Source organism: Luteibacter sp. (assembly GCF_036500425.1).
Classification (GTDB): Bacteria; Pseudomonadota; Gammaproteobacteria; order Xanthomonadales; family Rhodanobacteraceae; genus Luteibacter.
In genome coordinates, this window is record NZ_DASYCB010000005.1 from 47756 (window position 1) to 66068 (window position 18313).

General features: G+C 64.8%; 18 protein-coding genes and 1 tRNA gene. 8 read left to right on the forward strand and 11 right to left on the reverse strand.

All coding sequences use genetic code 11. The features are described 5' to 3' along the window. The first annotated feature begins 2 nt into the window (after positions 1–2). The 3 genes from VGN46_RS01465 (at position 3) to VGN46_RS01475 (ending at position 3104) form a co-directional block, all read left to right on the forward strand. Entirely contained in the window at positions 3–356 is a 354-nt protein-coding gene (locus VGN46_RS01465; protein WP_331639855.1) for an arsenate reductase, read from the forward strand. Then, on the forward strand, positions 356–1486 hold the full coding sequence (dapE, locus tag VGN46_RS01470) for a succinyl-diaminopimelate desuccinylase (protein ID WP_331639857.1): 1131 nt from the start codon (positions 356–358) through the stop codon (positions 1484–1486). The genes VGN46_RS01465 and dapE overlap by 1 nt, the downstream gene beginning before the upstream one ends. 100 nt (positions 1487–1586) lie before the next feature. Then, positions 1587–3104 carry a hypothetical protein gene (locus tag VGN46_RS01475; RefSeq protein ID WP_331639859.1) on the forward strand — a complete coding sequence of 506 codons (1518 nt, stop codon included), beginning with the start codon at positions 1587–1589 and terminating at the stop codon, positions 3102–3104. A 51-nt stretch (positions 3105–3155) separates the two neighbouring features. On the opposite strand, the gene VGN46_RS01480 is transcribed toward VGN46_RS01475, so the two are convergent. Together VGN46_RS01480 and VGN46_RS01485 are read right to left on the reverse strand one after the other, a co-directional pair. Then, positions 3156–5495: a penicillin acylase family protein gene (locus VGN46_RS01480; protein WP_331639861.1), complete on the reverse strand. Its 2340-nt coding sequence runs from the start codon at positions 5493–5495 to the stop codon at positions 3156–3158. 6 nt (positions 5496–5501) lie between these two features. After that, a complete protein-coding gene (locus VGN46_RS01485; RefSeq protein ID WP_331639864.1) occupies positions 5502–6314 on the reverse strand; it encodes a phosphodiester glycosidase family protein in 813 nt (270 codons plus the stop codon). A gap of 123 nt (positions 6315–6437) precedes the next feature. Between VGN46_RS01485 and VGN46_RS01490 the strand changes: the two genes are divergently transcribed. Beyond that, entirely contained in the window at positions 6438–6926 is a 489-nt protein-coding gene (locus tag VGN46_RS01490; RefSeq protein ID WP_331639866.1) for an 8-oxo-dGTP diphosphatase, read from the forward strand. A gap of 76 nt (positions 6927–7002) precedes the next feature. Here VGN46_RS01490 and parC read toward each other — a convergent pair whose 3' ends face one another. The 3 genes from parC to VGN46_RS01505 all read right to left on the reverse strand — a co-directional run bounded on the left by parC (position 7003) and on the right by VGN46_RS01505 (position 11435). Then, positions 7003–9243, reverse strand: a complete 2241-nt coding sequence (parC, locus tag VGN46_RS01495; protein ID WP_331639868.1) for a DNA topoisomerase IV subunit A — start codon at positions 9241–9243, stop codon at positions 7003–7005. A gap of 203 nt (positions 9244–9446) precedes the next feature. Further along, complete coding sequence (locus tag VGN46_RS01500; RefSeq protein WP_331639871.1) at positions 9447–10463, reverse strand: proline iminopeptidase-family hydrolase; 1017 nt, start codon at positions 10461–10463, stop codon at positions 9447–9449. A 138-nt stretch (positions 10464–10601) separates the two neighbouring features. Continuing rightward, the gene (locus VGN46_RS01505) at positions 10602–11435 is read right to left on the reverse strand and encodes an endonuclease/exonuclease/phosphatase family protein (protein ID WP_331639873.1); all 834 of its coding nucleotides are present in this window, start codon (positions 11433–11435) and stop codon (positions 10602–10604) included. A 173-nt stretch (positions 11436–11608) separates the two neighbouring features. On the opposite strand from VGN46_RS01505, the gene VGN46_RS01510 reads away from it, so the two are divergent. After that, positions 11609–12073: a hypothetical protein gene (locus VGN46_RS01510; protein ID WP_331639875.1), complete on the forward strand. Its 465-nt coding sequence runs from the start codon at positions 11609–11611 to the stop codon at positions 12071–12073. Between the two features lie 14 nt (positions 12074–12087). Here VGN46_RS01510 and VGN46_RS01515 read toward each other — a convergent pair whose 3' ends face one another. From VGN46_RS01515 to ftsY, 6 genes are all read right to left on the reverse strand, one after another. Then, positions 12088–12720 (reverse strand): hypothetical protein, encoded by a 633-nt coding sequence (locus VGN46_RS01515; RefSeq protein ID WP_331639877.1) that lies wholly within the window; start codon positions 12718–12720, stop codon positions 12088–12090. Between the two features lie 174 nt (positions 12721–12894). Next, positions 12895–12970 (reverse strand) — tRNA-Phe (locus tag VGN46_RS01520). Positions 12971–13036: 66 nt separating this feature from the next. Beyond that, a complete protein-coding gene (locus tag VGN46_RS01525; protein ID WP_331639879.1) occupies positions 13037–13315 on the reverse strand; it encodes an oxidative damage protection protein in 279 nt (92 codons plus the stop codon). Beyond that, complete coding sequence (mutY, locus tag VGN46_RS01530; RefSeq protein ID WP_331639882.1) at positions 13312–14358, reverse strand: A/G-specific adenine glycosylase; 1047 nt, start codon at positions 14356–14358, stop codon at positions 13312–13314. The genes VGN46_RS01525 and mutY overlap by 4 nt, the downstream gene beginning before the upstream one ends. Next, the gene (locus VGN46_RS01535) at positions 14355–15401 is read right to left on the reverse strand and encodes a membrane assembly protein AsmA (RefSeq protein ID WP_331639883.1); all 1047 of its coding nucleotides are present in this window, start codon (positions 15399–15401) and stop codon (positions 14355–14357) included. The genes mutY and VGN46_RS01535 overlap by 4 nt, the downstream gene beginning before the upstream one ends. Positions 15402–15422: 21 nt before the next feature. Continuing rightward, positions 15423–16592, reverse strand: coding sequence for a signal recognition particle-docking protein FtsY (gene ftsY / locus VGN46_RS01540; protein WP_331639885.1), 1170 nt, complete (start codon positions 16590–16592; stop codon positions 15423–15425). A gap of 64 nt (positions 16593–16656) precedes the next feature. On the opposite strand from ftsY, the gene rsmD reads away from it, so the two are divergent. From rsmD to VGN46_RS01555, 3 genes are read left to right on the forward strand one after another with little or no spacing between them, the layout of a single operon-like run. After that, a complete protein-coding gene (rsmD, locus tag VGN46_RS01545; RefSeq protein WP_331639887.1) occupies positions 16657–17226 on the forward strand; it encodes a 16S rRNA (guanine(966)-N(2))-methyltransferase RsmD in 570 nt (189 codons plus the stop codon). Between the two features lie 28 nt (positions 17227–17254). Continuing rightward, positions 17255–17758 (forward strand): pantetheine-phosphate adenylyltransferase, encoded by a 504-nt coding sequence (gene coaD / locus VGN46_RS01550; protein WP_414675194.1) that lies wholly within the window; start codon positions 17255–17257, stop codon positions 17756–17758. A gap of 17 nt (positions 17759–17775) precedes the next feature. After that, positions 17776–18279, forward strand: a complete 504-nt coding sequence (locus VGN46_RS01555; RefSeq protein WP_331639890.1) for a hypothetical protein — start codon at positions 17776–17778, stop codon at positions 18277–18279. The last annotated feature ends 34 nt before the right edge of the window (positions 18280–18313 follow it).

The following is an 18313-nucleotide window of genomic DNA, read 5'->3' on the forward strand; positions in this document are numbered from 1 at the left end:
CGATGACCACCACGGTGTATGGCCTGCCGAACTGCGATACCTGCAAGAAGGCACGTAACTGGCTCGATCGCTTCGGCGTCGCGTATACGTTCGTCGATTACCGTGCGAACCCGGTGCCCCCGGCCACGCTGAAAGCATGGTCGGAGCAGCTGGGTGGCTGGGAGAAGCTGGTCAACAAGGCGTCGACCACCTGGCGCACCTTGCTGCCGCAGCGAAAGGATCCGCGCTCCGATCCGGAGTGGACGCTGTTGCTCAAGGAGTACCCGGCGCTGATCAAGCGCCCGGTCGTGGTCACGGGCGATGAGGTCAGCGTCGGGTTTACCGATAACGCCTTCAAGAAGCGCTTTGGCACCTGATGTCCCCAGTCCTCGAACTCACACATGACCTGATCGCCCGCCGCTCCGTCACGCCGGAGGATGCCGGTTGTCTTCCGCTGATCGCTGACCGGCTCGCGCGGCTCGGCTTCCGTATCGAGCACCTGCGCTTTGGCGACGTGGACAATCTCTGGGCAACCCATGGCACGGGCGGGCCGGTGCTGGCGTTCCTCGGGCACACCGATGTTGTCCCGAGCGGTCCCGAGGAGCACTGGGCTACGCCGCCGTTCGAGCCTACGGAAAAGGGCGGCATGCTTTACGGCCGCGGCGCTGCCGACATGAAGGGTTCCGTCGCTGCCATGGTCGTTGCCCTTGAGCGCTTCGTTGCCATGGACCCAGGCCATGCGGGCACCGTGGGCCTGCTGCTCACCAGCGACGAGGAAGGCGTGGCACTCCACGGCGTCCGCGAGGTGGTCGAGCACTTCAACAAGACCGGCCAGCGCATCGACCACTGCGTGGTGGGTGAGCCGTCGGCGAAGGCGCAACTTGGAGACCTGATCCGCGTCGGCCGCCGTGGCTCGCTTTCGCTGACGCTGACCGTGCATGGCATCCAGGGCCACGTGGCCTACCCGGAGAAAGCGAAGAATCCCATCCATGCGTTCGCCCCGGCACTGGCGGCGCTGGCGGCCGAGCGCTGGGACGAAGGCAACGCGGACTTCCCGCCGACGTCATTCCAGGTATCGAACATCAACGCCGGCACTGGCGCGAATAACGTGATCCCGGGCGAACTTATCGCACTGGTGAACTGGCGGTTTTCCACGGCAAGCTCGGCGGATGGGCTGCGTGCCCGCGCCGAGGCGATCCTGGAGGCGCGCGGCGTCGATTACGCTGCGGAATGGCACCTCTCGGGGCTCCCGTTCCTGGCGGCACCAGGCGGCCGCTTGCGTGGCGTCGTTGCCGACGTCTGCCGCGAGTTGTGCGGTATCGACCCGGAACAGAGCACCGGTGGTGGTACCAGCGATGGGCGATTCATCGCGCCGATGGGCGCGGAGGTCATCGAGCTGGGGCCGGTCAATGCCACGATCCACAAGGTCGATGAATGCGTTTCCATCGCAGACCTCGAGCGCCTTCCCGATCTGTACGAGGCCATCTGTAGGCGCATGCTGACGTGAGACCGGGGCGGATGTCAGCACCTCGTCGGGAAGTGGGCGTATAGCGAAGTAGTGGCCGGAGTGCCAGCATTCCTGTTCGTCTTCGCGGCAAGGATGCCAGATGCGCTCATGTGCCATCGCCCTGTTGTTCGTTTTCTCCCTTTCGCCATCGCAAGGCGCCAGCGCCGTACCTGCCGCGGCGCAGCGCACGCCACTGCGCATCATCGCCGTGGACGATGCGGACGATATCGCTGGCATCCGGCGCGAGGTGCTGGCGCTACTCGATGACGGGCAGCGCCTGGTGCTCGCGGGTCGGCCCGGATTGCTCCTGCGCGTGCGTCCTGACGATGTCATGGGGTGGCCGGCCACCAATACCGTAGTCATCGATCCTTCCGCCGGCCTTGGCATAGCCGGCTTCGATGCGCCCGATGACGCCACGCGCAGTGAGATCCTTGCCGCGTGGCGATGGGCGGACGCCACGATCTTCGGCACCGCGCCACGTAGCCGCCGCGACGAGCCCGGGCTCGAACGGCAGCGCCACGTCGAATTCAGCGTTCCCGCAACGTCGCCGTCGCACGTGTGTCGCGTCTTCAGTCACGAGGTCGCATCGAAACTGTTCGGCGACACCACGCCGACACTCGCGGAGCGCAGGGCCTTTCGCCGGGAGATGCGCCGCTGGTGTCAGTATGGAACGCTGTCACAGCACGTGGCGGAGGCCTCGCAATTTACCATCGAGCCTTTCTTCGGGCCGTACGATGTGCGTCTGACGATCACGACCGAGTGGGCGCTCATTCGCAACGAAGATCCCGCCGACGCGTCGGCGGTGAGCTTCACGTTCTGGACGAAGACGCTGAATGAGGGCGCAGGCAGCGGCTTTTCCCGCGTCGTCGGGACGGAGGCCTGGTACGACCCGGATACGCGCGTTGTCCACAACCTGATGGATGCGGCTATTCATGCGGGGTGGGGGCCGATCCAGGGGCGCGAGGTCGTCACGGCGTGGCCATTGCACCCTGGCTTTCCGCTGGTCAGCAACGTTCTCCTGTTTCGCTGTGAGGATGCGCTGCCGTGGCGGCCGTCGGATTGTCCTGTCGCCGCGACGGTGCGGCGGCTTTTTCCTGACGACTCGATGGATGGAAAGGTCACGGTAGCCAGTGGTGAAGCCGTGAATGTCGGTGGGGATGCGAAGATCTCCACGGGGTTTGGCGAGAGCAAGATCTCGCTTTCGTTCACCTTTGGCGTAAACCTCATGCGTTCGACCACGAAGTCGTCACAGGTTGAGCTCTCACTTGTGCATACGCGCAGCAACGCCGATACGCTGAATTACAGGAGCACCTGGTGGCTACCCGACGTGGCAGCGCTCTTCCGGTGGATCGATGCCCGCAAGCATGGCGGTAGCCTTGCGTCCGCGACACCGCTGGCCGCCACGCTCAACCCGCGGCATGAGCTGCTGTGGGATGTGCCCCTCGCGGGCAACGAGGGGCGTGCATTGCCATACCACATGATCTACGAAGTAGGCTGGAACCATTGCCGCTTCGATGGCTATTGTGCGGACTACCGTCAGGGCCGCGATCGGTCCGTCGTGCCAAAGGAGCGGGGCGCGTGGTCCGACGGCATGACCGTGCACATCCCCTGGCAGTGACTCGTGGCGTGGGCGCTGCATTGGAAATGCGGCCACCATGCCCGCGAGCCGCTAACGCGGGCTGATGACGAGCGTGTGCTCGCCGGGGCCGGGGAGTAACGGCGTGAGATGCCCTTGCACCCATGCCTCGTGGCCCGCCCCATGGAACGGTGACAACGGGTGGCCGCTCTGGCCGCCCGGCATTTCCAGGTAGCTTTCGTCTTCGTGCCCCGGTGAGATGGCGAACCGTTCGGATGCGCCAAAGGCCGGCGCCTGCACGCGTGGCATGTCGGTATCGCCCGCCAGCGGCTCGACGGGCATGTCCACGAAGTGCGACAGCACATGGGGCAGCGCACCTGACAGTGCATGCTCGATGTGCGACGTATTCTGCTCTCCCCACGTTCGCGCTGCGATACCACCAGGCCGGGTCGCCAGTTCCTGCGCCGTCTGGCGCGCGGCGGCTTCCAGGAGCGCATCCCAGCTTGCCCATGACGGGTCGAGCAGGTGCGGCGGGCGCTGGACCAACATTTGCCATACGGCGCCTTCCGCCGTCGTGCCTCGCGGCCAGGTGAAATCCGGGAAGCGCTTTGTAGCCCGGGCGGCGAACGGCGCGAGGGCCAGGGCGTGCACGTATTCCCGGAAAGTGCGCACGACGCGGTAGTCGACGCTGTCGACGGCAGCGTGCCCCATCCACCGTGCCGTGGCCTGGCGTAGAGGGTCGAGCTCGCCATCACGCGTGCGCGAGAGGGTTGCCTGCAGCAGGTCGTTCCAGCGTGAGAGGAACAATGCGCGGTCATCCAGCTGGATCGAGAGCATGTCACCCGGTACGAAGTGCTCGCGCGCTTGCAGGTCGTCGCGGATCTGCTGCGCGCGAGCTCCCAGGTCATGGCCACCGTTGCCAAGGAGCGCCAGCGCGGCGCCACCGACTGTTCGGTTGTTGGCAGTCCACAAACGGCCATCTGCAGGATCGATCACGCGCGGGTAGCTGCCCGCGTCGGCGAAGCCGGTCCAGCCGGGCACGCCGGGCTCGCGCAGCGGGATGGCGTCGCCGATGATCGTCCATGCGATGTGGCCCGTACGGTCGCCGACCAGCAGGTTTTGCGGGGGCATGCCGGCGCGCGAGGCCACGGCCAGCGCGGCGTGGGTGTCCGTCGCACGTTCGAGCGCCATGATGCCCAGGTTGAACGCGTCGGGCCGGTGCGCGATCCAGGCGAGGGCCAGCGGCGTGCCGTCGGTGTCGGTCGCGGCCAGTGGTCCCCACGGCGTGTCCTCAACCTTCAGGTGGCGCGACTCCGCGCCAGCCACCTCGATCACTTCGTCGTGCACCGTAAATGCCGCGCTGCCCGTCGGCGTGGTGTATCGCGACGGGTCGCCCTTGTCGCGGGTGACCCGTACAAAGTCCATCCAGTCGCCGTAGCTGTTCGTAAAGCCCCACGCCACCTGGCCGTTGGAACCCGCGACGAGCGCCGGGGTGCCGGGGAGCGTCACACCGTTGAGGTCACGGATGCCACCGGGCGCCGAGGCATCCGGGAAGCGAATGCGAGCGCGGAACCAGATGTTGGGAACCCTCAGGCCAAGGTGCATATCGTTCGCCACGATGGCGGCACCGTTCTCCGTCAGCATGCCGCCGACGGCAAAACTGTTGCTTCCGGGCATGGCTTCACTGGCCGGGATGATGGCGTGCTCCGCGAGCTTTTCCTGCCCTCGCAGGTCAAATACACCGGGGCCCGGGAGCACGATGTCGGGCGAGCGCGAACCGTCCAGCGGTGCTTCCCATGTCGGGTCAGGCGCGACGAGCGCATCCACCAGGGACGCAGGCAGCACGACGCGCAGGCGCGAGATGCCGAGTTCGCGCCCGTTGGTGCCGTTTTCATTCAGGTCGAAGTACATCGCGCCCAGCGCGAGCAAGGTGTCTTCGCTTTTCCAGGGCTTCGGTTCCTGGCGCAGCAGGAGGTATTCCCAGGGGCGCACGCGCAGTTGCCCGAGCCCGGCGTTGACGCCGTCGCGATATGCGTCGATGACCTCGCGCTGGTCGTTCGGGAGAAACTCGTAGGCGGCTTCGACCACGGCACGCATGCGGTGCACGCGGTGGTTCATGTCGAGACCCACGGCCCGTTCACCGGCCAGCGCAGCCAGTTCACCCGCAGCCACCCGGCGCAGCAGGTCCATCTGAAAGAAGCGATCCTGGCCGTGGGCGAAGCCCAGCGCCCATGCGGCATCACGCCGGTTCGCTGCCTGGACGGTGAGCGTGCCAAGGGCATCGCGCTCCAGCGTGACCGGGGCCGTTGGCCCGCGTAGCGCCAGGCTGCCATCCAGCCGGGCAAGGCTGCCGGAGAGCGCGACATAGGCCGCCGCCACCACCAGCACGACCAGGAGAAGCAGACCGATCAGCAGGCGGAGAGCAGTGCGCATGGATTATCAGCGTCGCTTGGGGAAAACCGCAACCATGCCGGCGTAGGGCTTGGTCATGAAGGCGGGCGCACCCGCATAACCATTCGTGGGCGTCCACGCCTGGGATATGGTGCCATCGAGGAACAGCGCATCGCGGCAACCGAGCGCGTCGCGGAATAGCCGGGCGAACGAGTGGAAGTTCACCGGCGCGCGGCTGACAACAAAGACCACGTCGTGTGGTGACTTTGCGCAGACGCCACTGCGCCACTTCATGCTGTCGGAACCGTTGTCAAACTGGGTGTTCACCTCGCCGTCGATGACCAGCATCGGCCCGGACTGCGTGGCCCAGCGCGGCTTGCGCGAGCCGGCGGCAAAAGCCTCGGTGCTCCGCACCTCAGCGGTGCCATCATCGTAGATCGCGAAGACGCCGTTTGGCAGCAGCGAAAAGTTGCCCGAGCGTGGGTTGCCGTGGGCACGGTTCAGCGGGACGACGGTCTTGCCATCTTCTACGTAAAGCCCGAGCGGGCGGAATTCGCGATCGTAAATGCCGGCATTGGTTGCGAAGGCGAGCAGACGGCCTTTGCCAGCGGTCCAGCCCTTGAGTGTTTCGATGCTGGCAAAGGGTTGGCCCGTGTCCGGATTGCGCCAGAACAGCTCGATGTCATCGCGGCGGGTATCGACCGTGGCCACGAAGTAGGACTGGCTGTCGAACACGACATCACGACCGTCCACGGCGTCGGCGGGTGCGGCGCAGCCGATGAACAGGCCGGCAAGGCTGGCCAGGGCGAGGCTGCGAAGGATAAGGCGGTTGGCCATGCGGCGGATACGGCGGTGGGGCATCCGCCGATGTTCGCCGGGTGGGTGGGGCGGGTGCAAGGGCTGGTGCAAGGCAATCGCGCGGCAACCCGGATCCGCGGGCGGGAAGGGGCGTAAACTCTGGGGTTTACCCCACACCCGCAAGCCATGCCCTATACGCCTATCGTCGCCACCCTCGGCTACGTGCTGTCGCCCGACGGCCAGCGCGTGCTGATGATCCACCGCAATGCCCGTAAGGATGACCAGCACCTGGGCAAATACAACGGTCTGGGCGGGAAGATGGAGCCGGGCGAGGACATCGCGGCCTGCATGCGCCGGGAGATCCGCGAAGAAGCCGGTATCGAATGCACCGAGATGAGCCTTCGCGGCACGCTCAACTGGCCGGGCTTCGGCAAGAACGGTGAAGACTGGTTGGGATTCATCTTTGTGATCACCCGCTTCGAGGGTGAGCCTTTGAGCGAAAACCCCGAAGGCACCCTGGAGTGGGTACGCGCAGACGAACTGGACACGCTGCCCATGTGGGAAGGCGACAGGAACTTCCTGCCGCTCGTGTTCGACGGTGACCCACGCCCGTTCCACGGCGTCATGCCGTACAAGGACGGCCGCATGGTCTCCTGGACCTACACCCGCCTTTAATTGCAGGAGCGCGCTTGCGCGCGATGGGTCTTTCCGCAAGCCCCCATCGCGCGCAAGCGCGCTCCTACAACAGTCTTTAGCCGGTGGTTTCGATGCGTTCGACGCGGCGCAGGCCGCGCGGCAGCACGCCGCCGCGGGTGGCGCGGTTGCCGCCGTATTCGACCAGGTCGGCCCACTTCAGGGTGAGCTTGCGGGCACCGGCATACATGGTGACCTCGCCCTTGCCCTCGGTAACGACGGCTACGCCGACGACGCGCTCTTCGCCCGAGGACAGCTTGGCCTTCGGGATTTCGATGAGCTTGTTGCCCTTACCCTTGTCCAGCTCCGGCAGTTCGGCGACGGAGAACATCAGCAGGTGGCCTTCGCTGGTCACGACCACGATGCGGTCACGGGAGGGGTCCGGGGTGATCGCGGGGTTGAGCACGCGCGCACCATCGCTCAAGGAGATGATCTGCTTGCCAGCTTTCTGGCGGCCCGTCAGCGCCTCGAAACGGGTCACGAAGCCGTAGCCGAAGTCGGTGGCGAGGATGATGCGGGTATCGTTATCCGCAGCCACCACGGCATCGAAGCGGGCACCGGAGGGCGGGCTGAACCGGCCGGTCAGGGGCTCACCGTTACCGCGGGCAGAAGGCAGCGTGTGTGCGGGCGTGGCGTACGCACGGCCCGTTGAATCGATGAACGCCACCTGCTGGGTCGTGCGGGCACGTGCGATGGCCGCCAGGCTATCGCCTTCGCGGTAGGACAGGGCCTCGCCATCGACATCATGGCCCTTGCCGGCGCGGACCCAGCCCTTCTGCGAAAGCACGACCGTGACCGGCTCGGAGGCGACTAGCGCGCTCTCATCCAGCGCCTGCGCGACGGTGCGCTCGATCAGCGGTGAACGACGTTCATCACCGAACTTCTCGGCATCGGCACGGAGTTCTTCCTTGATCAGGCCCTTCAGCTTCGCCGGCGACTTCAGCAGCACGTTGATCCGCGCGCGCTCTTCTTCGAGCTTGTCGCGCTCCTCGGTGATCTTCATCTCTTCCAGGCGCGCCAGCTGGCGCAGCTTGGTTTCAAGGATGTAATCCGCCTGCTCGTCATCCAGTCGGAAGCGGGCCATGAGTACCGGCTTCGGCTCGTCCTCGGTACGGACGATGCGAATCACCTCATCCAGGTTGAGGTAAGCGATGCGCAGGGCTTCGAGCATGTGCAGGCGGCGTTCAACGCGGCCGAGGCGGTGGTTCAGGCGGCGGGTAACCGTATCGGTACGGAAGCGCAGCCACTCGGTGAGGATCATTTTCAGATCCTTCACCTGCGGGCGACCGTCCAGGCCGATCATGTTCATGTTGATGCGGAAGCTCTTCTCCAGATCGGTCGTGGCGAAGAGGTGTTGCATCATTTCGTCCATGTCCACGCGGTTCGAGCGCGGCACGATGACGAGGCGGATGGGGTTTTCGTGATCGGACTCGTCACGCAGGTCCTCGATCATCGGCAGTTTCTTCGCGCGCATCTGCGCGGCGATCTGCTCGAGGATTTTCGAGGGCGATACCTGGTGGGGCAGGGCGGTGATGACGACGTTGCCATCATCGCGCTCGTAGATCGCGCGGGCGCGCACCGAGCCGGTACCGGTCTGGTACATGGCCGCCAGTTCGCGACGCGGCGTGATGATCTCGGCCTTGGTCGGGTAATCCGGGCCCTGCACGTGCTCACAAAGGTCTGCGATGGTGGCGTCCGGGTCATCCAGCAGGCGGATGCAGGCGCTGGCCACCTCACGCAGGTTGTGCGGCGGGATATCGGTGGCCATGCCCACGGCAATGCCCATCGAGCCGTTTAGCAGCACGTGGGGTACGCGGGCGGGTAGCCAGGTGGGTTCTTCCAGGGTGCCGTCGAAGTTGGCCGACCAGTCGGTGGTGCCATGGCCGAGCTCGGAAAGCAGCACTTCCGCGATCGGGGTGAGGCGTGACTCGGTGTAGCGCATGGCAGCGAAGCTCTTCGGATCATCCGAGGAGCCGAAGTTGCCGTGGCCATCGACCAGCGGGTAGCGGTACGAGAACGGCTGGGCCATAAGCACCATGGCCTCGTAGCAGGCCGAATCGCCGTGCGGATGGAATTTGCCGATCACGTCACCGATGGTGCGCGCGGATTTCTTCGGCTTCGCCTGGGCCCCCAGGCTGAGCTCGCTCATCGCGTAGATGATCCGGCGCTGGACCGGTTTCAGGCCGTCGCCGATGAACGGCAGGGCGCGGTCCAGCACCACGTACATGGAGTAGTCGAGGTAGGCGCGCTCGGCGTAGTCCTTGAGCGGAATCTGTTCGTAATTGGCTTGCAAATTCATGGCTTTAGCGATCCGGCAGCGCGCGTCGGCGCGTCGTTAACCGGACGATGGTGCCAGAAAGACGTCTCAGGAGCGAAGACTGGCGAGTCAGGGGGCTTCGGCAGCCCCCGCCGCGCGCGAGCGCGCTCCTACACAAGACCTGCGCAGGCCCTCCCACGCAACGGCCCCATGTAGGAGCGCGCTTGCGCGCGATCAACGAAACCTCAAGGCTTCGCCGAATCGGTATCCTTCAGGAATTTGATCAACCCCGCAAAATACGTCTGCTGGTCATCATACATAGCCAGGTGCGCCCCCTTGGGGCAAAGCAGGAAGTGCCCGTTCGGCAGTTTCTTCGACATGGCCTCCATGTACTTCGGATCCATGGTGTCGTAGGTGGCGCCGATGACCAGGGTCGGCACCTTGATCTTTGCCAGATCCTTGCTGCGGTCCCAGTGCAGCAGTTTGCCGCTGGCACCCAATTCGCTGGGGCCCTGCATCGAGACGTAGATCTGCTCGTTGATATGTCCGAACGAGCGGTTCACTGGCTCCGGCCACTGGTCGGCCGGCATACGCAGTACATGTTGCTGGTAGTGCATGGGAATGAGGATCGCCATGTAGGCGGGATCGTTCGTCTTGTGCTCCCGCTCCATGCGCTGCACGTCAGCGAGCTTTTTCTGGTCCATGGCCGGCATCAGCACGGTCTTCGCGTACGTGTTGTACTGCGGGATGCTGTCGACCATGTTGGAAATGATCAGGCCCTTCAGGTGCTGCTGGTACTTCAGTGCGTACTCGATCGCCAGCACGCCGCCCCAGGAATGGCCGAGGACGTAGAAGTTGTCCTTGTCCAGGTGCAAGGCCTGGCGGACCTGCTCCACCTCTTCGACGAAGCGGGGGATCTCCCACAACGAAGGATCGGTCGGCTTGTCGCTGAAGGCCGAGCCGAGCTGGTCGTAGTAGTAATACTCAATGCCCGCACCGGGGAAGTAGCTATCGAAGGCTTCGAAATACTCGTGCGTGGCCCCGGGGCCGCCGTGCAGGAGCAGGACCTTGATCGTGGGGTTGTTGCCCACGCGCTTGGTCCAGACCCGGAACTTCCCCTTAGGGGTATCGATCGTGATCATTTTCACACCGCCGGCGAGTACGTCGTCGCGGCCGGTGTTGTCGAAGTACGAAGGTGGCGGTGCGGCGTGGGCCACGGCCATGGTGAACGCGAGCAAGAGCAGCGCAATGAGACGGCGCATGGGCCAGTCCTCTCCCCGGAAGATGTGGCGACTATCGCTGTCGCCACGCTGCTTCGCAAGATGTCACCGCGGGGGCTGGGGGTGGCCCTCGCGGTGAGAGCATCGCGCGCAAGCGCGCTCCTACAAGGGAAGGGGCTTTTAGAGGGAGAAGTCGGCCTGGACGGGGAAGTGATCGGAGGGGTAGCGGCCGTCCTTCGAGATCGTAATGGTCTCCACGCTCTTTGCTTCGACGCCCCGGTAGAGGATCCAGTCGATGCGCTTGTCCGCCTTGCCGGTGAAGTTATGGAAGGTGTCTTCCGGGCCCTTCTTCGCCGGGGCGGTCAGCCATGCATCCTTGAACGCTGCCGTGAGCATGCGGTGCGATTCGCTATCAGGGCCGGTATTGAAATCGCCCGTGATGATGACCGGGGTGCCAGGGGGAAGTTTCTTCGTCCACTCAGCCATCTCGTGCGCTGACTTCGAGCGCGCTTCTTCGTCCGAGTCGCGATACGGGAAGTGCGTATCCAGCAGATAAAAGCGCTTGTGATCCGAGAGCCGTTCGAATAATGCCCAGTTCACCATGCGCGGGAAAATATTCCCCCAGGTAATGCTGGCCACTTTATCTGGCGTGTCGGAAAGCCAGAAATCACCGGACTTCACCAGTTTCAGGCGATCCTTCCGGTAAAAAATGCCCATGTGTTCGTCCTTGTGCGCGCCGAAGCGGTCGCGGCCGAACCAGGTGAACTGGGGCAGGCGGGCCACCGTGTCGTCCCCCTGCTGTTGCCCGAGCTCCTGGGTACCGATCACATCCGGGTCCATCTGGCGGATGGTGTCGGCGAAGAGATCCTTGCGCATTTCCCAGCGGTTCGGGCCATCGGGGCCGGTAATCGTCCGGACGTTAAAGGACATGACCTTCAGGTCTTCGGCGGCCACAGGACCGGCGAAGGCGGCGGTCAGTGCGGCGAGGAGGGCGAGGTTACGCAAACGGGGCATGCGGTCGGCTTCCTTTGAAGAAGCGTTCGACTATAGCGACGTAAGCCCATGCGTGCCCGTTAGCCGGGTCACGGTCCGGGGCTGGGGCATATCGCCGCTGTCGGTCTCGCTGGGGGCTCAGCGCCAACGACCGTGGGGCACAATGGGGCCCTGAACCTACGCAGGAGGCTTCCATGGCGGAGCAGAACATTCAGGGGCGGCCGCCAGGCAATGGCCGCCGTACCGTCGCTATCGTGGTTGGCGTGGCCTTTGTCGCCTCGGTAACGACGTTGATCCTGGCACTTACCGCCTCGCATGGCGCGCGGCAGCGCGACGCGGCGGCGATCACCGCCGACGGCCATGACCTGCACGGTGTGGTAAGCGAATGGCGTGCGCAGGTGGCCCGCACCGAAGCTGCGACTAACGGCGAGCGAGAAGCCGCCCTTGATGCGTTGAAGAAGCAAGCCGACGCCGCAAGCGCCTGGCAGCCGCGCACGCCGTGCGGACAGGAGGCCCGCGAGCGCTTGCGCGCTGTCATGGATACACGCATTACCAGCCTTACACGGACCACGCCGGGTACCGTGCAAGGCGAACTGGCGGTTGTGGATGATGCGCTGCGGAGTTGCGCAGCTCAGGCAGGTAGGGATGTTCCGGGTTGAAGGGGGCGAGCACGTTACTCGAACCACCGAGAGATTGTGTTTGCGCCTCCTTGAGAAAGCCAGGTCACCGTGCTCGCGGTGGTCGCGAAGGTCCCCGCCGCGGCGATACCCAGAAATTTCCAACTGGGCATGAACTGAATCCTTTGAGCGAGCCCGCTCACTCGGGAGACAAGTTCGTCCGTTCGTTCGCCGACGCGGGTGATTTCGGTCCGCATATGATTTAGCCCCCTGACCGATTCTTCGACGCAAGCGATTCGTTCGCCGAGTCCGCGCACACAAGCAGTGAGGGTATCCACGCCCGACTCAACGCGGCTCATTCGCGTATTCAGACCAACTACCTCAGCGGTGAGCCCGCAGAATTGCAGGTCTATTGCCGCGAAGCGTTGGTCTACTTGCTCGAAGCGTTGGTCTACCTGCTCGAAGCGTTGGTCAATCCTGTCGAAGCGTTGGTCAACCCTTTCGAAGCGCTTGTCAATGTTCCGCAAGCGGTCGTCGATGCTGCGCAAGATGATTTCTAGCATGGAATGTTCAGTCTCCGGGGCGGTGACGTCAACGCGTTCATAAGTGCTGCCACGCGGTACATCGATGGGGGCAGTGGGAAACCAGGCATCGTCGGGCATGTGCGCGTGTGCAAAGTCTGCGTTCATGATTCCTCTGGAGGCCCGCTTGGCCGATGTGTTCGAATGTCGATCACGATGCCAATTTGGCGAAGACCTGTATGTAGGTGTCCGCCGCGACGTGTGTCAGCGGGTGAGGAACGGCATGATGCCAAGACGCCAAACGAAAAGGCCCGCTCAGTGAGCGGGCCTTTTCTGAAATAATGGTGGCTCGGGACGGAATCGAACCGCCGACACGGGGATTTTCAATCCCCTGCTCTACCAACTGAGCTACCGAGCCACGAGTGCCTGCAACGTTAGTCGCGGCGTGTGGAGCCGCGTATTAAATCGGTTGTGACGGTCGGCGTCAAGCCTTTTCGTCCGGCGGGACGTAACCCACGGGCTGGGCCACGTCGCCCCCGAAGAAATACTTTTCCATCTCACCGGACAGGAAACTGCGGGTCTTCGGATCCAGTGGCGACAGGCGCATCTCATTGATCAGCATGGTCTGGTGCGCAAGCCATTGTGTCCATGCTTCCTTGGAAACCTGCTCGTAGATGCGCTTGCCCAGCTCGCCCGGCCAGGGGGCGAAATCGAGGCCTTCGGCATCGCGGCCAAGTTTTACGCAATGGACCGTGCGGGTCATGGGGAAATCTCCGGAAGATGGTCGAGCAGCGTGCGTACGGGCGCTGGCAGGCCCAGGTCGGCGAGTTCGCCGGGTGCGCACCAACGCCGTTCGGCGCCTTCAGCGACCCGAGTGAGTGGGGCCGCATGGTCGAACAGGATGGGGGAAACGTCCAGCCGGTAGTGGCTGAATACATGGGTAAAAGCGGGAAGGGGATCGGGTGACCGTACGCGGGCGAGGGCGGCGGCGACGCCTGGGGCGCTATCCGCGTCCTGCGCCTCCGGCAGGCTCCACAGGCCCGACCAGACACCCACCGGTCCTCGCCGCTCGAGCAAGACACGGCCGCGCTTGTCGCGCAGCAACAACATCGCGATCGAGCGTGTCGGAATCTTCTTGCCGGGTTTCACCGTGGGTAGCACGGCGGTCAGGCCATCACGATGCGATACGCACGTCGCCGCCTGCGGGCACAGCAGGCACGCTGGCTTGCTGCGGACGCAGACCGTTGCGCCCAGGTCCATGATCGCCTGCGTGTAGTCCGCCGTACGTTGCGCCGGTGTGTGCTCATCCGCGTGCAACCACAGGCGCTTCTCGATAGCGCTCTCGCCAGGGAAGCCGGCGATACCGTGGTAACGCGTCAGTACGCGTTTCACATTGCCATCGAGGATTGGAAAGCGAAGCCCATAAGCCTGCGCCAGGATGGCGCCAGCGGTTGAACGCCCGATGCCCGGCAGGGCCATCAAGGCATCAAGATCACGCGGTAACTCACCCCCGTGGTCCGCGACGCAGAGCTGCGCGGCACGGTGCAGGAAACGTGCCCGCCGGTAATAGCCGAGCCCTGACCACAGTGCCAGCACCGTGTCCTCATCGGCGGCGGCAAGGTCGCGGAGTGTAGGCAGGCGCTCGACAAAGCGCTGGAAGTAACCGATGACGGTGACGACCTGCGTTTGCTGAAGCATGATTTCCGAAAGCCACACACGATAGGCATCGCGCGGATGCTGCCACGGTAGGTCCTTGCGCCCGTGGTGATCGAACCAGCGGAGCAATTCTTCGGCAAAGCGATTCACGGCGTGCGACCGGTCGTGGCGCTGGTGGATGCGGATACCGGTACGTTGGGCGTGGCGCGAATGCGCAAGCCTTTCACCTGTACGCCGCCTGCGTCGAGTGCCTGTATATCGGCGCTGCCCAGCACGGGTGGAAGCGCAGGCGAATGGCCCGCCTGTACGCCCGACCACCAGTCGGCGAGGCCGATCGGCGGTACGCGCAGATCGGCATGCCCCGATTCGCCATCGAGTTTCAATGCAACGTAAAGAGGATCTTCCTGGTTTGCCGGCGTCACGTTCAACATCAGGGTGTAAGGCGTTTCATGTTCGCGGGCCAGCGTCCCTGCGAGCGTCGCGCCGATATCGGCCGCGCCGCGCCACGTCGCGGTGCCCTTGAGCTTCGCCTCGAAATGATCCGGTGAGGCGATGTCGAGCGCGACATCCTCAAGTGCCAGCGTGCCGTCGTGGAGCGTCGGCAGGGTGGCTAGCACCAACTGGTAGGGTTGGCCATCCGCGGTGTCGGCCGCGAGCGAAAGGCTGAAGCGTCGGCCGCTTGCGAGCCGGCCCGCGTCGGCCTCGATATCGGACAGCACCAGGCGATTCCCGCGCAGCAGCGTGCCGCGGCTGATACGGAAACCGGCATCGATCGTGGGCAAGGTCGCACCGGCCATGCTGGTCGGTTTCGGCAAGGTATCCAGGTACGCGGCCACCGCATCGATATCGATACGGGCGCCTTCGACTTCCAGGCGCGAAATGCTGGTATCGCGCCCCATCAGCGTGCGCCAGGGCAGCACCAGTTTTCCACGCGACGCCACCACGAGCGGCGTACCACCGTCGGGACCACGCACGGTGACACCATCAAGCTCCAGCGCGGGCTTGGGCCAGAGTGTCGGCGTCGCGGGGCTGGCCAGCGTGAGTGAAAGCCCCACGGCCTTCGCGCGTGCCTGCAGCAGCGAGGTGAAACGGTCCGGTTGCAGCACTACGTACGTGGCAATGATCGCCGCGATCACCAGCGCGGCCAGGAATCCCCCGGCCGCAAGGAGAAAGGTGCGCAGTCGATGGTTCATTGTGCCGGTGGCCGCATGCCGTCAGCCGCCGAGGGCGGCCGGCAACAGGCCGTCGACGAACGCTTCAGCATCGAACACGCGCAGGTCGGTGGCGGTTTCGCCGAGACCGACGTAGCGGATGGGCAGGCCAAATTCGCGGGCCAGCGCGAACATGACGCCTCCCTTCGCTGTGCCGTCCAGCTTGGTGACCACCAGGCCGGTTACGCCTGCGGTCTCGCGGAACTGGCGCAGCTGGCTGATCGCGTTCTGGCCGGTGGTGCCGTCGATGACCATGAGCACTTCGTGCGGCGCACCGGCGTCGAGTTTCTTCATGACGCGGCCGATCTTGCCCAGTTCATCCATCAGGCCACCCTGCGTGTGCAGGCGGCCCGCGGTATCGGCGATCAGCACTTTGGTGCCACGCGAGCGGGCGGCCTGCAGGGCGTCGTAGATGACGCTGGCGGCATCGGCATCCTGGCCCTGCGAAACGACAGGAACCTTGTTGCGCTCGCCCCAGGTCTTCAGCTGCTCCACCGCCGCGGCACGGAATGTATCGCCCGCCGCCAGCATCACGCTGCGGCCCTCGTCACCATAACGGCGTGCAAGTTTGCCGATGGTCGTGGTCTTGCCCACGCCATTGATGCCCACGGTAAGAATGACGAACGGTGCATGGGCGCCGACATCGAGCGGCTTCTCCACCGGCTTGAGCAGCGTGACGAGTGCTTCGCGCAAGGCCTTGAGCAGGGCGGTGGCATCGCTGAATTCGCGCTTGTGCATGCGCTTGCGCAGGCCTTCGACCAGGTTAGTGCTGGCTTCCACGCCTACATCCGCCGTGATCAGCGCGGTTTCCAGCTCATCGAGCAGATCGTCATCCAGGCGCGCATTGCGCACGAAGAGTGACGTGAGGCTCTTCGCGAAGCCGCTACCGGAAAGTCGCTCGCGCCAGCTGCGCTTTGCGGCAGGCTTTTCAGCTTCGACCGCGGCTTCGACCAGGGCCTGCTGGGCCTCGGCGGCGATGGCGGCGCCTTCAGCTTCTGCGTCGACCTCCGGGGCTGCCGGCTCCGGTGCCACGGTTTCGGCAAGCGCTTCCGCGATTACCGGCGAACTATCGAATACGACCGGCGGGGCGGCCTGCTCCACGCGCTCGTCGGCGGGCTGCGCAGGCGGCGTCGCGGCGGGTTCGGCGGGCTTCTTCTTCCAGAACTTGAGCATTGCGTGGGGGATTCAATGACAATGGCGGAATGCTAACACCCCCGCCCCCTCTGGCCGCTGAGCGATGATCACGAACGGCCGTATCCGCATCATTGGTGGTTCCCTGCGCAATTCGCGTCTGGAAGTCCCTGACCTGCCGGGCCTGCGCCCAACGACCGACCGCGTCCGCGAAACGTTGTTCAACTGGCTTCAGCCCGTGATCGAAGGCGCCCGCTGCCTCGACGTGTTCGCAGGTACGGGCGCGCTTGGCATGGAGGCCCTGTCCCGAGGCGCCGCGGTGGTGACCTTCGTGGAGCGGGACACGAAGCTCGCGGCGGCCCTGAAGGCCAACCTCGCCCGCCTGAAGGTCGACGCCGCCGTGGTCGGTGACGACGCGCTCCGCTGGCTGAAGGGTGGCGGAAAGCCCTTCGACGTGGTGTTCATGGACCCGCCCTTCGCCGATAACCTCTGGGATTCAACCGCTGCGGCCCTTGAGGAGCACGGTTGGCTGGCGCCCACGGCGTGGATCTACGTCGAGGCGCCCAAGGGTGCGCCGATGGCTGTGCCACCAGCCTGGCAGGTACACCGCTCAGGGCTCGCGGGGGAGGTGGCTTACACTCTCTATCGCCGCACCCCGGTTGATCCGCTAAGCTAGCCCGCGTTTTCCCCCGACCCGTGCTTCCATGACTTCTCCGATGGTCAATCCGCGCCTCGCCGTCTACCCGGGCACGTTCGACCCGGTCACGAACGGCCATGCCGACCTCGTGTCGCGTGCCGCGCCCCTGTTCGACCGTATCATCGTCGCGGTGGCCGAAAGCCGTAGCAAGGGGCCCGGGTTCAGCCTGGGCGAGCGCATCGCGCTGGCCCGCCTGGCGTTGGCCGACCTGCCCAATGTGGAAGTGCGCGGTTTTGATTGCCTGCTGGCCGATTTCGTCACTGAAGTAGGCGCGGGCGTCATCCTGCGCGGCCTGCGCGCGGTATCGGACTTTGAATACGAATTCCAGCTCGCCAGCATGAACCGCCATCTCATCCCCGGGGTTGAGACGCTGTTCCTGACCCCGGCGGAGCAATACAGCTTTATCTCCTCGTCGCTCGTGCGTGAAATCGGTCGCCTGGGTGGCGATATCTCCGGCTTCGTGCATCCGGCGGTGCAGCAGGCCATGCGCCAGCGGTGGCGCAACTCTTGAAAACAAAGGTGATCATCATGCGTAAGTTCGTCCTCGCCGCGTCCGTGGCCCTGACTGCCGTCCTGGCCCTCTCGGCCTGCAACAAGTCCGAAGATACCGACCAGGCTGCCACGCAGCAGGAAGCCGCCGTCGCCAAGCCGACCAACCCGACCGATACCAAGGCCTGGAGCCAGTTCTTCGGCCAGATCGTGCGCAAGAACATGCAGGGCATGACTGCCGATCGCCCGTTCCCGTACTTCGTGCCGGCGGGCGACGACCAGGCCGGCCAGGACGGCCGTGCCCGCCAGCTCGACAACGTGCAGGGCACGGTCGCCCGCGGCGTGACCCCGGGCAACATGCTCGTGTTCGGTGGCCCCGAGTCGGCCAAGACCGCTGACCTCATTGTCGATGCGTTCAAGGGTGCCAACGCGGGCTCGTTCAAGAACGTGATCATCCTGTTCATCGGCGACCAGGCCGATCAGCAGCGCGTCGCCGATGCGCTGGCCCCGACCGGCGCGACCTACCGCTTCGTGGCGATGTAATACCCTGATGTAAAACCTGCGGACCATCGCTGGT